General features: G+C 67.2%; 12 protein-coding genes. 5 read left to right on the plus strand and 7 right to left on the minus strand.

Annotation, left to right across the window (positions count from 1 at the left end; genetic code table 11):
* Positions 1–97: 97 nt before the first annotated feature.
* The 3 genes from AC1RNC_RS06125 to AC1RNC_RS06135 form a co-directional block, all read right to left on the minus strand.
* Complete coding sequence (locus AC1RNC_RS06125) at positions 98–1,531, minus strand: methyl-accepting chemotaxis protein (protein WP_492884594.1); 1,434 nt, start codon at positions 1,529–1,531, stop codon at positions 98–100.
* Between the two features lie 205 nt (positions 1,532–1,736).
* On the minus strand, positions 1,737–2,576 hold the full coding sequence (locus AC1RNC_RS06130) for an arginyltransferase (protein ID WP_492839676.1): 840 nt from the start codon (positions 2,574–2,576) through the stop codon (positions 1,737–1,739).
* Positions 2,577–2,678: 102 nt separating this feature from the next.
* Positions 2,679–3,578, minus strand: a complete 900-nt coding sequence (locus tag AC1RNC_RS06135; protein ID WP_492884597.1) for a flagellar motor protein MotB — start codon at positions 3,576–3,578, stop codon at positions 2,679–2,681.
* A 114-nt stretch (positions 3,579–3,692) separates the two neighbouring features.
* Here AC1RNC_RS06135 and AC1RNC_RS06140 point away from each other — a divergent pair, with 114 nt between their 5' ends.
* Entirely contained in the window at positions 3,693–4,547 is an 855-nt protein-coding gene (locus AC1RNC_RS06140; RefSeq protein WP_492884599.1) for an NAD(P)-dependent oxidoreductase, read from the plus strand.
* Here AC1RNC_RS06140 and bioD read toward each other — a convergent pair.
* Both bioD and bioF read right to left on the minus strand, forming a co-directional pair.
* Positions 4,536–5,192 carry a dethiobiotin synthase gene (bioD, locus tag AC1RNC_RS06145; RefSeq protein ID WP_492884601.1) on the minus strand — a complete coding sequence of 219 codons (657 nt, stop codon included), beginning with the start codon at positions 5,190–5,192 and terminating at the stop codon, positions 4,536–4,538. The genes AC1RNC_RS06140 and bioD overlap by 12 nt on opposite strands.
* Positions 5,189–6,331: an 8-amino-7-oxononanoate synthase gene (gene bioF / locus AC1RNC_RS06150; protein WP_492884603.1), complete on the minus strand. Its 1,143-nt coding sequence runs from the start codon at positions 6,329–6,331 to the stop codon at positions 5,189–5,191. Before bioF ends, bioD begins: the two co-directional genes overlap by 4 nt.
* 71 nt (positions 6,332–6,402) lie before the next feature.
* Between bioF and AC1RNC_RS06155 the strand changes: the two genes are divergently transcribed.
* On the plus strand, positions 6,403–7,665 hold the full coding sequence (locus AC1RNC_RS06155; RefSeq protein WP_492884605.1) for an adenosylmethionine--8-amino-7-oxononanoate transaminase: 1,263 nt from the start codon (positions 6,403–6,405) through the stop codon (positions 7,663–7,665).
* Positions 7,662–8,609 (plus strand): DMT family transporter, encoded by a 948-nt coding sequence (locus AC1RNC_RS06160; RefSeq protein WP_492884607.1) that lies wholly within the window; start codon positions 7,662–7,664, stop codon positions 8,607–8,609. The genes AC1RNC_RS06155 and AC1RNC_RS06160 overlap by 4 nt, the downstream gene beginning before the upstream one ends.
* Here the strand turns inward: AC1RNC_RS06160 and AC1RNC_RS06165 are convergent.
* Together AC1RNC_RS06165 and sodC are read right to left on the minus strand one after the other, a co-directional pair.
* Positions 8,599–9,090: a hypothetical protein gene (locus tag AC1RNC_RS06165; protein WP_492884609.1), complete on the minus strand. Its 492-nt coding sequence runs from the start codon at positions 9,088–9,090 to the stop codon at positions 8,599–8,601. The genes AC1RNC_RS06160 and AC1RNC_RS06165 overlap by 11 nt on opposite strands.
* A 156-nt stretch (positions 9,091–9,246) precedes the next feature.
* Positions 9,247–9,783, minus strand: a complete 537-nt coding sequence (sodC, locus tag AC1RNC_RS06170) for a superoxide dismutase[Cu-Zn] (RefSeq protein ID WP_492884611.1) — start codon at positions 9,781–9,783, stop codon at positions 9,247–9,249.
* A gap of 124 nt (positions 9,784–9,907) precedes the next feature.
* Between sodC and gyrA the strand changes: the two genes are divergently transcribed.
* Together gyrA and coaD are read left to right on the plus strand one after the other, a co-directional pair.
* Positions 9,908–12,667: a DNA gyrase subunit A gene (gyrA, locus tag AC1RNC_RS06175; RefSeq protein ID WP_492884613.1), complete on the plus strand. Its 2,760-nt coding sequence runs from the start codon at positions 9,908–9,910 to the stop codon at positions 12,665–12,667.
* 30 nt (positions 12,668–12,697) lie between these two features.
* The gene (gene coaD, locus AC1RNC_RS06180; RefSeq protein ID WP_125157476.1) at positions 12,698–13,189 is read left to right on the plus strand and encodes a pantetheine-phosphate adenylyltransferase; all 492 of its coding nucleotides are present in this window, start codon (positions 12,698–12,700) and stop codon (positions 13,187–13,189) included.
* The last annotated feature ends 75 nt before the right edge of the window (positions 13,190–13,264 follow it).

Raw genomic sequence — 13,264 nt, forward strand, 5'->3', positions numbered from 1 at the left:
GCGGCCGCGCTGGGCTTGAGACCAACCGCGCCGCGCTGACCCCAGGTCCCGGGAGAGCCTTCGCGAGGCTTCCGGGACCTGGGGGCGATGGCGGAGGCTAGGCCGCCCGGGCGACCGACGGGTTCTGGTCGTCTCCGATGCGGAAACGGCCGACCAGCCGCGTCAATTCATTGGCCTCGCCGCGCAGATTGCTGGCCGCGGCGGTGGCTTCCTCGACCATGGCGGCGTTCTGCTGGGTGACTTGGTCCATTTGATTGACCGCGGTGTTGACCTGGTTGAGACCGGTGGCCTGTTCGCGCGACGAGCGGGCGATTTCGGTGATCTGGTCGGTGATCTCGGTCACCTTGCCGACGATGCCGCTGAGGGCCTCGCCGGTCTGACCGACCAGCTTCACGCCGCGCTCGACCTGGGCGGTGCTGCTGGCGATCAGCGTCTTGATCTCCTTGGCGGCGTCGGCCGAGCGTTGAGCCAAGGCCCGCACCTCTTGCGCCACGACCGCGAAGCCCCGGCCGGCCTCGCCCGCCCGGGCCGCTTCGACCCCGGCGTTCAGGGCCAGAAGGTTGGTCTGGAAGGCGATCTCGTCGATAACGCCGATGATCTGGGTGATCTGCCCCGAGCTCTGTTCGATCTCCCCCATGGCCGCGACCGCATCGCGCACCACTTCGCCCGAACGCTCGGCGTCGATTTTCGCCGAGGCGGCGGCGTTCGAGGCCTGGATGGCGCCCTCCGCGCTGCGATTGACCGTCGAGGTGATCTGGTCGAGGGCCGCGGCGGTCTCTTCCAGACTGGCGGCCTGCTGCTCCGTGCGATGCGACAGGTCGTCAGACGCGCTGGCGATTTCGGCCGAGCCTCCCCGGATGGAGCCCGCGGTCGAGGCGATGTTGACGAGCGCGTCGCGCAGGCGGCTTACGGAGTGGTTGAAATTGTCCTTGACCGGCTGGGCCCTGGCCGAGAAGGCCGCATCGATCTTGTGGGTCAGGTCGCCGTCGGCCAGGGCCTTCAGGCCGTCCGCTAGGGCGTCCAGCGCGATCTGGTTCTCGGCGGCTTCGTCGCGCGCCTTTTGCTCGATCAGCGTCTGCTCGTGAATATCGGTCAGCGAGCCGCATGCGCGGATCAGGCCGCCTTCTATGTGAATGCACCCACCGGTAGCGCGGTACCAGCGATAGACGCCCTGCCGGGTCATCAGGCGATAGGTGACATTGTATCGCGCGGCGCCGGTCTTGTCGGTCAGGTGGGCGGCGAAGGCGGCGAACGTGGGTTCGACATCGTCGGGGTGCAGCTTGTCCGACCAGGAGCGGCAGACATTCGGAAAGTCTGCCTCGCTGGTGTAGCCGATCAGCCGGCGAAATTCCGGCGACCAGGTCCAGACGCTCTTGGGGTGCAGGGCGTCGGCGTCGTGCAGCACGGCTTCCCACAGGCCGATGCCACAGGCCTGATCCAGCAGTTCGGATCGTTCCTTCAGGTCCGCCAGTTGCTTCTTGAGGAGATTGATCTCGCCCGTCTTGCGTTCCGAGAAAAACATAATCCACATCCCCCTAACTGTCGCCGCGTTCACCGAAGCGTTTCACTAAATTTGGGATGAAGTGGTTTCCTGGGCGTTAACCAAGGTGCAGATTCAATTCCTCTGACCGCGATCTTTTGACATTCTTGCCAAGTTCACACGTTCCACTTTTGCGTGTCTTGAGGTTATTGCCGTTGGGAGACGTGTGCTCCGAGGTGTCTTCGGAAACGTTCCGTTACGGCAGGTCGTCCAGCGAAGCCGGCTCGGCGTCGCTGAGGTCGAGGTCGCAGGTGTCGTGCGAGTTGGGGCGCGAACTGGGCGGACGAGCGCCGCGTTCGCGGGCCGACATCAGCGACCAGCCGCCGGGCTTCAGGATTTCCAGCGGCGAGTAGCGCGCCTTGTAGGCCATCTTCTCGCTGCCCGGGACCCAGTAGCCCAGATAGACGTAGGGGAGGCCGCCCTGCTGGGCCTGGACGATGTGGTCCAGGATGACGAAGGAGCCCAGGCTCCGACGGTCAAGATCGGGATTGTAGAAGCTGTAGACCAGCGACAGGCCGTCGGCGAGCACGTCGACCAGCACGCAGGCGATCAGGTCGCCCGGGCCGCGGTCCTGTGACTTGCGGCGATATTCGATCAAGTGGGTGCGGACGGCGGTGTCCTCGACCATGGCCACGTAATCGGGCCAGGTCATCTCGGCCATGCCGCCGTCGGCGTGGCGAGCCAGCAAATAGCGGCGCAGCAGTTCGAACTGCTCCAGAGTCGCCTCGGCCTCGACCAGGTGGCGCTCGAGGTCGTCGTTACGGTTCAGGACCTTCCGCTCCGAACGCGACAGCACGTAGTCGGCGGCGGGCGCGCGAGCCGACTGGCAGGCGCGGCAGGTCTCGCAAGCGGGACGGTAGGCGATGTTCTGCGAGCGACGGAAACCGACCTGAGTCAGGCTGTCATTGACCGTCGGGCCGTCGGACAGGGGCAGGTGGGCGAACACCTTCCGTTCCTCGCGGCCGGGCAGGTACGGGCAAGGCGTGGGCGCCGTCAGAAAGAACCGAAGCTGTCGCGTCGGAAAATGCTGCGTCACTTGTAGGCCCTGTCCCCTTCAGCGTGTCTGCCGCCCAGAACGGGATTAGGGGGCATAGAGTTCAGTTGCGCAAGCTTCACGGAGCGCTTGCGCGTCGAACGGTCACAGGTTGTCCGGCAGGACCGGCTTTTCACGCAGCAGGATGATCGAGATGCGTCGGTTGCCCGCCAAGGTCGGGTCGTCGGCGTACAGCGGTTCGGAATTGGCCTTGCCCGACACCTGATAGATCCGGTCGTCGTCGACCCCGGCGCCGCGCAGCACCACGCGCGAGGCGTCGGCGCGCTCGGCCGAGAGCGCCCAGTCGCCGTCCTGCTTCTTGCCATAGGCGTTGGCGCTGGTGTGACCCGAGATGGTCACGCGGTTGGGCAGTTGGTTGATCACCTTGGCCACGGCGCGCAGCAGGATCCTGGCGCGGTCGTTCGGCTCGCGGGAGTTTTCCTTGAACATCGACCGGCCTTCCTGGTCGACCAGCTGGATGCGCAGGCCTTCCGGGGTCTGGTCGATCATGATCTGTTTCGACAGCTCGGCCAGTTCTGGCATGTCCTGCAGCGACTGGCGCAGGGACTGGGCGGCCGAGGCGAAGGCGTCCTGTTCCTTCTTGGCCAGGGCGTCGCGCAGGGCCTGCTCGCTGGCGGAGGCGAGGGAGGCCTGTTCCGAGCTCTGGCCATCCTTGCTGACATTATCGGGGGCTTCGGGCGCCATTTGCTGAATGACCGACAACTTGCCGTCGGCCTTGGCGCCGTCGTCGCCCAGCGAGGTGCCGCCCAGGATGCCGCCCGACCCGCTGGTCGTGGACGAGATCGAGGCCGGCGCGAAATAGTCGGCGATGCCCTGCTTCTGCTCGGGGCTGGTCGTGTTCAGCAGCCACATCAGCAGGAAGAAGGCCATCATGGCCGTCACGAAGTCGGCATAGGCGACCTTCCAGGCGCCGCCGTGGTGCCCGTGACCGCCGCCCTTCTTGACCTTCTTGATGATGATCGGCTGTTCGCTGTTGACCGCCATCGTGCTTAAGCCTGCTTAACCATGCGTCGCAACGTGCCCAAAGGACGTTAAGATGGGGTTGCCGAAGCCGCCGTCGGGCGCGTAATCCCGGCCTCTATTAAGTGGAGCAGCGGCATGAAGACGGCGTTTATCGGTCTGGGTGTGATGGGCTTTCCGATGGCGGGCCACCTGAAGGCGGCCGGCCATGAGGTGGCCGTCTACAATCGCACCGCCGAAAAGGCCCGCCGGTGGGCGGAAAAGCACGGCGGCCCGGCCTTTGAGACCATTCCTGAGGCCGTGACCGGCGCCGAGATTGTGCTGCTCTGCGTCGGCAACGACGACGACCTCCGCGACGTCGTGGCGCAGGCCCTTCCGGCGCTCGAGAAAGGCGTAACGGTCGTCGACCACACCACCACATCGGCCAAGGTCGCTCGCGAGATGGCCGAGTTGCTGGCTACGAAAGGTTGCGCCTTCGTCGACGCTCCGGTCTCGGGCGGCCAGGCCGGGGCCGAGAACGGCCAACTGACCATCATGGTCGGCGCCGACCAGGCGTCCTATGACCACGTGCTGCCGGTGATCGGGGGGTACGCCAAGGCCGTGCGTCGGATGGGCGAGGTCGGTTCGGGACAACTGACCAAGATGTGCAACCAGATCGCCATCGCCGGCGTCGTCCAGGGCGTGGCCGAGGCGCTGCACTTCGCCAAGCGCTCGGGCCTGCCGACCGAGGACGTGCTGGCCGCCATCTCCAAGGGCGCGGCCCAGTCGTGGCAGATGGAGAACCGTTGGCCGACCATGTCCGAAGGCAAGTTCGACTTCGGCTTTGCGGTCGACTGGATGCGCAAGGACCTCGGCATCGCCCTGGACGAAGCCCGCTCGAACGGCGCCCAACTGCCGGCCACCGCCCTGATCGACCAGTTCTACGCCGAGGTGCAGGCCATGGGCGGCAACCGCTGGGACACCTCCAGCCTGGTCGCGCGGCTAGAGAAGTAGGTCGGCGAGTTCGGCCGCGCTCCAGTCCGGATCGCGCGGCGCGACCACGATCGGGGCGGTCTGCTCAAAGGCCCGCGTCATCTCGACGGTCTGATCAAGATCGGGGGCGTCGAGGCTCTCGCTGACCACGATCGCGGTTACCGTTAGGTCTCGCGCCCGCAACACCTCCAGAGCCGTCAACAGGTGGCTGGCCGTGCCGAGATAGCTGCCGGCGACCAGCAGGACGGGCAAGCCTAGCGCGACCATCAGGTCGAGATTTGTGGCGTCGTCGGTCATCGGCGACATCACCCCGCCGGCGCCTTCGACGAGGGCAAGGTCGGTGTCGCGGCCGTCCAGCCAGGTTCGGCAGTCGGCGACCAGGTCGGCCATGACCAGGGTGTCGTCCTCCAATCTCGCCGCCAGGTTCGGGGCCAGCGGTGCGCGATAGCGGCGGGGCGAGATCTCGGCCCAGGCCTCGGGACGGCCGATCGCGATGGCGAGACGGGCGGGATCGCTGGTCTCGGGCGCTTCGGGATCGAAGCCGCTGACGACGGGCTTGAAGGCGTCGACGCGGAGGCCGCGCGCCCGAGCGGCCCGGAGCAGGGCGCACGCGACATGGGTCTTGCCGAGGTCGGTTCCCGTTCCGGCGACGAAAAGGGCTTTCATCGCAGCGCCGCCACGGCGTCGGCCAGGCGGATCACGTCGGCGTCGTCGTGCTCGGCGCTGAAGGCCACGCGCAGGCGGGCCGTACCCTCCGGCACCGTCGGCGGGCGGATGGCGACGACCAGGAAGCCCCGCGCCTCCAGCGCGGTCGAGGTGGCGAGGGCGGCCTCGGCGCCGCCCATGATCACCGGCACGATCGGGCTCTGGGCGTTGGGCAGGCCTAGGTGCTGGGTGAACAGGCGCGCCTTGGCGAGGGGGCGCTCGGTCAGTTCTGGCTCGCTCTCGATGATGTCCAGCGCCGCCAGGGCCGCGGCGGCCGAGGCCGGCGGCAGGCCCGTGGCGTAGACCAGCGTGCGGGCGCGGGTCTTCAGCAGGTCGATCACCGCCTGGGAGCCACAGACATAGCCGCCGTAAGAGCCCAGGGCCTTTGACAGGGTTCCCATCTGCAAGGGGATGTCCGCATCCGGGAACAGCGCCGCCGAACCTCGGCCTTGCGCCAACACCCCGACTCCGTGGGCGTCGTCGCTGAGCAGCCAGGCGTCGTGCTCGGCGCACAGCGCGGACAACTGATCGAGCGGCGCGATGTCACCGTCCATCGAGAACACGCCATCGGTCGCGACCAGGACGCGGCGGGCGAGGGGACGTTCGGCCTCCAGCAGGCGCGTCAGGTCCTCGACGTCGTTGTGGGCGAACTTGACGATCCTGGCGCCGGACAGCTGCGCGCCGCTCCAGATGCAGGCGTGGGCCAGGGCGTCGACGAAAACCGCGTCGCCGGGACCGACCAGGGTCGGGATCGTGCCGGTATTGGCCAGATAGCCCGAGCCGAACACGCAGGCGGCCTCCGTTCCCTTCAGGCGAGCCAGGCGCTTTTCCAGATCACTCAGCAGCGGATGATCGCCGGTCACCAGCCGCGAGGCGGCCGCGCCCGCGCCGTAGTTCAGCGCCGCCTCGGCCGCCGCCGCGCGAACGAGAGGATGTTGCGACAGGCCCAGATAGTCGTTGCACGAGAACGAGATCAACCGCTTGCCATCGCGCTCGACCACGGCGCCGTCGTGGTGGCGGGTGGGCTTGAGGCGGCGGCGCAGGCTCTTGGCGTCCAGGGCGGCCAGCTTCTCGCCAGCGAAGGCGTCGAGGCTCTGCATGTCGTTTCTCTTTGCCGTGGCTGGTGGGCGGGAATAGGCAGAGCGCCCCGAGTCCGCAAACGGAAACCGTCATGTCCGATCCAGCCTGGCTGACCGCTGGCGCGCCGCACGTCTGGCGTCCGTACTGCCAGATGAAGACGGCGCGGCCGCCGCTGCCGGTGGTGGCCACGCGGGGCTCGCGGCTGGTGCTGGCCGATGGGCGAGAGCTGGTCGACGGCTTGGCCTCCTGGTGGACGGCCTGTCACGGCTACAACCATCCGCATATCGCCGACGCGTTGCGGACGCAGGTCGAGGCCATGCCGCACGTGATGTTCGGGGGCCTGGCGCACGAGCCGGCCTATCGCCTGGCGGCGCGGCTGGCCCGGCTGCTGCCGGGCGAGCTGGACCACGTGTTCTTCGCCGAAAGCGGCTCGGTCTCGGTCGAGATCGCCATGAAGATGGCGCTGCAGTTCCAGATCAATCGCGGCGTTCGAGGTCGCACCAAGTTCCTGGCCTTCCGGGGCGGCTATCACGGCGACACCCTGGCGACGATGACGGTCTGCGACCCGGAGGAGGGGATGCACAGCCTGTTCGCCGGCGTCATGCCCGAACAGGTGATCGCCGATCTGCCGCGCGATGCGGCCAGCGAGGCGGCGCTCGACGCCCTGCTGACCGAGCGCGGCCACGAGATCGCGGCGATCCTGGTCGAGCCGTTGGTCCAGGGCGCGGGCGGCATGTTGCTGCATTCGCCGAACGTGCTGCGGACCCTGCGTCGGCTGGCTGACAAGCACGGCGTGCTGCTGATCTTCGACGAGATATTCACGGGCTTTGGCCGAACCGGGCCCCTGTTCGCCATGCAGGCGGCGGGGATCGAGCCGGACATCGTCACCCTCTCCAAGGCGCTTACCGGCGGAACTTTGCCGCTGTCGGCGGCGGTGGCCTCGCGCAAGGTGTTCAAGGCCTTCTGGTCCGATGATCCGGGCGCGGCCCTGATGCACGGACCGACCTACATGGCCAATCCGCTGGCCTGCGCGGCGGCCAACGCCTCGCTGGACCTGTTCGAGGATGGATCCTGGGCGGCCAATGTGGCGCGGGTTTCCACGGCCTTGGCCGACGGGCTGGAGCCTTGCCGAGCGAAGCGTGGCGTCGTCGATGTCCGGATCCTGGGGGCGATCGGCGTGGTCGAGTTCGACGCGCCGGTGGCGGTCGGTGATCTCTGCGCGCGCTTCGCCGAGCTGGGCGTCTGGATCCGGCCGATGGGCAAGGTCGTCTATCTCACGCCGGCCTTCACCACCCCGGACGGGGATCTCGAGCGGTTGACCTCGGCCGTCCGCGAGGTGGTCGGCGTTTATTGACCCGGAGGGCCTGGTCTGGTCCAAGCCCCCTCATGTCCTCCAAGTCGTCCCCACTGACCGGTCTGGAATACCTCGCGATACTGGGGATCATCCTGACCTGGGGGATCAACAACGCCGCCGCCAAGGTGGCGACGCACTACCTGCCGCCGATGCTGATGGGCGGGCTGAGGTTCGCCTCGGCGCTGGCCTTCCTGTTCCCGTTCATCAAGCCGCCGTTTCCCGAGCCGAGGAAGCTGCTGACCATCGTACTGCTGACGGGGCCGATCCATTTCGGCGTGATCTATATCGCCTTCAGCATGGCCGACGCTCTGAGCCCGCTGGTCGTGGCCAGCCAGCTCTGGATCCCGTTCACCGCCATCTTCGCCTGGCGGATGCTAGGCGAGACGATGCGAGCGCCGGCCGTGGCGGGCCTGGCGGTGGCGTTCATCGGCGTGGCGTGGATGAGCCTGGATCCGCACGGGGCAGGAGACCTGCCGGCAATCCTGCTGATCGTTTTCTCCAGCGCCTGCTGGGCCGTGGCTACTGTGCTGGTGCGCAAGACGCCCGGCATCAAGCCGTTGAAGCTGCAGGGCATGACGGCGCTGGTCGCCGCGCCCGTGCTGCTGATCCTGTCGGCCCTGTTCGAGACGAACCAGGTCGCAAGGATGCAGACCGCGCCGCCGATCGCCTGGCTGTGCGTGCTGTTCGCCGGCGTGGTCTCGACCATCGGGGCCAGCGCCCTGCTGTTCTGGCTGGTCCAGCGCCGCGAGGCCGGGCGGGTTACGCCATACTTCCTGCTGACGCCATTGGTCTCGTGCTCGATCGGCGTGCTCTTCCTGGGCGACAAGCTGACGGCCCAGCTGCTGATCGGCGGCGGCGCGACCATGGTCGGCGTGGCCCTGGTGGCCCTGACCGAGAAGCGCGCCAAGGCCGCCGAGGCCCTGGTCGAAAGCGCTAATCCCTAGGGGGCGGACATTCGGCGGCGGGTTCGCGCCTCAGGAGCGCCGATGTCGCCGCGATCTCGCTCTGGCCGCCGTCGTCGGCATAGACACCCGTCAGCAGCTTGCCGCTGACGCCCAGCGTCTCGCCGGCATGGGTCTGGATCAGGAAAAGGCCGTCGAGGTCGTCCAGATGATCGACGCCGACGAAGCCCGCGCCGACCGTGGCGTAGCCTTTGATCTTGTCGCCCGCGCCTTCGAGGATCCATCCGGGCGGCTTGTTGCAGACGGAGACGATCTCGGCGCCCGTCAGTCGAAGCTCGAAGGACTGGAGGTTCTGGTCGCCATTCGTCGGCCTCCAGGCCAGCGAGACGAGCTGTGTCGATGGCGAGGGCGTGGCGGCGGCCGCTTTTTCCGGCGGCTTGGCCTCCTTGGACGCCTTGGAGTCGTGGCAGGCGGCCGTCGCGGCCAGCAGAATGGCGAGAAGCGACAGCCGCCAGATACGCATGGGATTTCCCGCCACGAATAGAAACGTGGCGGAAGCCTAGAGCCTGTCCGCTTCTGATGGAAGCATCAGAAACGGATAAACAGGCTCTATCTCAAGTACTTAGAGCGTGGCAGGCGCCGAAACCGCTCACACTTTCGGCTGCCACGCTCTACAGCTTTACTTGAACACGCCGCAAGCCGCGCGCGCGCCGGCGCCGCCGATCGGTTGGCTCTTGTGGTCATCCGGGCTGGCGTGGACGACGATCGACGAGCCGTCGGCATCCAGCAGGGCGGGGCGGCCGCCGGCGCCCTTGAGCGACACCAGGGTTGAATAAGCCTCGGTCGTGGCCGAGCCGTCCGCGTTGGCGAAGACGTTCGGCAGGTCGCCGCTGTCGTTGGCGTCCGGGTTCAACAGGCCGTGGATCGTGGTGGCGGAGGTGTGGACGTGGGCGCCGGCCGACTTGAAGTCCGGTGCGCCGCAGTCGCCCTTTTCGTGGAAGTGCACCGCATGCCAGCCCGGCGTCAGGCCCTTCAGTTCCAGCTTCAGCAGCACCCCGTGCGGGGCCTCGGTCAGCGTGACCACGCCGGCGTCCTTGCCGTCACTGGTCTTCACCACGGCGGTCGCGGCGGTCTGGGCCCAAGCGGCGCCGACGCCGGACGAAGCGGCGATCAGAGCGGCGAGGGCGAGGGTGGTCGCGGCGGGGAGGCGGATCATGCGTTTTTCCTTCGGATTCAAGCAAACGGACGGGATGCAGCGCCCGGAAAGGTGGCGCCTTCCCCATCCGAATGCTAACTGTTTTCGACGGTTCCGTGTCCGATTCTGACGGCGAAAAATCCCCTTGAGCGACGATCAAAAAACTCTCCCCCCTGATGCTTCGGGCGGGGACGTAGCGCCCATCAACATCGAAGACGAACTGCGTCGTTCGTATCTCGACTATGCGATGAGCGTGATTGTCAGCCGCGCCCTGCCGGACGCGCGCGATGGTCTAAAGCCCGTGCACCGCCGCGTGCTGTTCTCGATGCATGAGCAGGGGCAGACTCCGGACCGTCCGTACGTCAAGTCCGCACGCGTGGTCGGGGACGTGATGGGTAAGTATCACCCGCACGGCGACGCCTCGATCTACTTCACCCTGGTCCGCATGACCCAGTCCTTCTCGATGGGCCTGGTGCTGATCGACGGTCAGGGCAACTTCGGTTCGGTCGACGGCGATATGCCCGCCGCCATGCGTTACACGGAATGCCGCATGGCCCCGCCGGCCATGTCGCTGCTGGCCGACCTGGACAAGGACACGGTCGACTTCGCCGACAACTACGACGGCAAGGAGCAGGAACCGACCGTCCTGCCGTCGCGGATCCCGAACCTGCTGGTCAATGGCGCGGGCGGCATCGCCGTCGGCATGGCGACCAACATCCCGCCGCACAACCTCGGCGAAATCATCGACGCCTGCCTGCTGCTGATCGACGAGCCGGACGTCACCACCGACCAACTGCTGGACCTGGTGCCAGGTCCCGACTTCCCGACCGGCGGCGAGATCATCGGTCGCGCGGGCCCGCGCCAGGCGCTGCTGACGGGCCGTGGCTCGGTCATCATGCGCGGCCTAGCCACGGTGGAGGAGATCCGCGCCGGCCGCGAAGCCATCGTCATCACCGCCATTCCCTATCAGGTGAACAAGTCCAACCTCGTCGAGTACATCGCCGAAATGGTCCGCGATAAGCGGATCGAGGGCGTCGCCGACATCCGCGACGAGTCGAACCGCGACGGGATGCGCATCGTGGTCGAGCTGAAGCGCGACGCCTCGGGCGAGGTGATCCTGAACCAGCTGTACCGCTTCACGGCGCTGCAGAGCTCGTTCGGCGTCAACATGCTGGCCCTGAACCGCGGCCGTCCCGAGCAGATGGGCCTGCACAAGCTGCTGCAGCTGTTCGTCACTTTCCGCGAGGAAGTCGTCGTCCGCCGGACGAAGTTCGAACTGGGCAAGGCCCGCGATCGTGGCCACGTGCTGGTCGGCCTGACCATCGCCGTCGCCAATATCGACGAGTTCATTCACATCATCCGCTCGTCCAAGGACCCGACCGAAGCCCGCGAACGCTTGGTGGCCAAGGCGTGGCCGGCCGGCGACATGCTGCCCCTGGTCGAACTGATCGCGGATCCTCGCACCCTGCAGGAAGATGGCGGCCTGATCCGCCTGACCGACGAGCAGGCCCGCGCCATCCTGGCTTTGACGCTGTCGCGCCTGACGGGTCTGGGTCGCGAGGAAATCGGCAACGAAGCCGCCGCCCTGGCCGAAGCCATCCGCGGCTATCTCGATTTGCTGTCCGACCGCGCCAACATCATGGCCGTGGTCCGCGAGGAACTGGTTGAGGTCCGCGAGAAGTTCGCCATTCCGCGCCGCTGCCAGATCGTCGACGGCGACGCCGACATGGAAGACGAGGATCTGATCGTCCGCGAGGACATGGTCATCACCGTCACCATGAGCGGCTACGTCAAGCGCACGCCGCTGGCGAACTACCGCACCCAGCACCGGGGCGGCAAAGGCAAGTCGGGTATGGCGACCAAGACCGAGGACGCCGTCACGCGCGTGTTCTCGGCCTCGACCCACGCGCCGCTGCTGTTCTTCACCTCGGGCGGCAAGGTCTACAAGATGAAGGTGTGGCGCCTGCCGCAAGGCGCCGCCAACTCGCGCGGCAAGGCGTTCGTCAACCTGCTGCCAATCGAACCAGGCGAGACGATCACCTCGATCCTGACCCTGCCGGAGGACGAGGCCACCTGGGGCGGCCTGGACGTAATGTTCGCCACCCGTTCGGGCAGCGTGCGCCGCAACAAGCTCAGCGACTTCGTGGACGTCCGCCGCAACGGCAAGATCGCCATGAAGCTGGACGAAGGCGACGGCATCGTCGGCGTCGCCGTCTGCAACAGCGACCAGGACGTGCTGCTGACCACGGCGGCCGGCCGCTGCATCCGCTTCTCGGTCGACGAGGTGCGCGTGTTCGCCAGCCGCGATTCGACCGGCGTGCGCGGCGTTAAGCTGGCCGGCGACGACACCGTCATCTCGATGGCCGTCCTGCGCAGCGTCGACGCCACACCCGCCGAACGCGCCGCCTATCTCAAGCACCAGCGCGCCATGCTGCGCGCCGCCGACGGCGACGAAGGGGAAGACGCCTCGGCGCCGGTCGAGGACGGCGAGGACGAGGTCGGGGAAGCCTCCCTGACGCCGGAACGCATCGCCGAACTGGGCGCGGCCGAGGAAATCCTGCTGACCGTGTCGTCGGAAGGCTTCGGCAAGCGCACCAGCGCCTATGACTTCCGCCGCACCGGCCGCGGCGGCCAGGGTCTGGCCGCGCAGGATCTCAGCAAGCGTGGCGGCCGTTTGGTGGGCTCGTTCCCGATCGAAGAGAGCGACCAGATCCTGCTGGTGACCGACCAGGGTCAGCTTATCCGGGTGCCGGTCTCGCAAATTCGTGTTGCAGCGCGGAATACTCAGGGCGTAACCATCTTCCGCACCGCGCAAGACGAGCATGTCGTCAGCGTCGAGCGCCTTGCCGATTCCGGCGGAGACGACAACCAGGGCGAGGACAGCGGGGCGGATGAGACCCTGTAAACCCTCGAACCCTTAGAGTAAGGGGGCTGCATGCGGGTTGGGCTTTATCCGGGGACCTTCGATCCGGTCACCAACGGTCACCTCGACATCATCGGTCGGGCCGTGAAGCTGGTCGACAAGCTGGTGATCGGCGTGGCGGTGAACATCGGCAAGGGGCCGCTGTTCTCGCTGGATGAGCGGGTCGCCATCCTGGAGAAGGAAACGGCGCACCTGACCAAGATCGCCCAGATCGAGGTCCGGCCGTTCGAGAGCCTGCTGATGCACTTCGCCCGCGACGTGCATGCTCAGATGATCGTGCGCGGCCTGCGGGCCGTGGCTGACTTCGAATACGAATTCCAGATGACGGCGATGAACCAGCAGCTGGATCGCGAGATCGAGACCGTCTTCCTGATGGCCGACCCGCGCCACCAGGCGATCGCCTCGCGTCTGGTCAAGGAGATCGCGGCTCTGGGCGGCGATATCACCAAGTTCGTGCCGGCGGGCGTGGCCGAGCAACTGCTGGCCAAGGTCGGCAGGGCCTGATCGACGATTTTCGGCCGGGCGGTGTCGGAACGCCGCCCGGCCGTTCGTTCCTCGGGACAGCGACAGCCCGGAGGC

It is taken from the genome of Caulobacter sp. GW822-FHT01G02 (assembly GCF_058802865.1).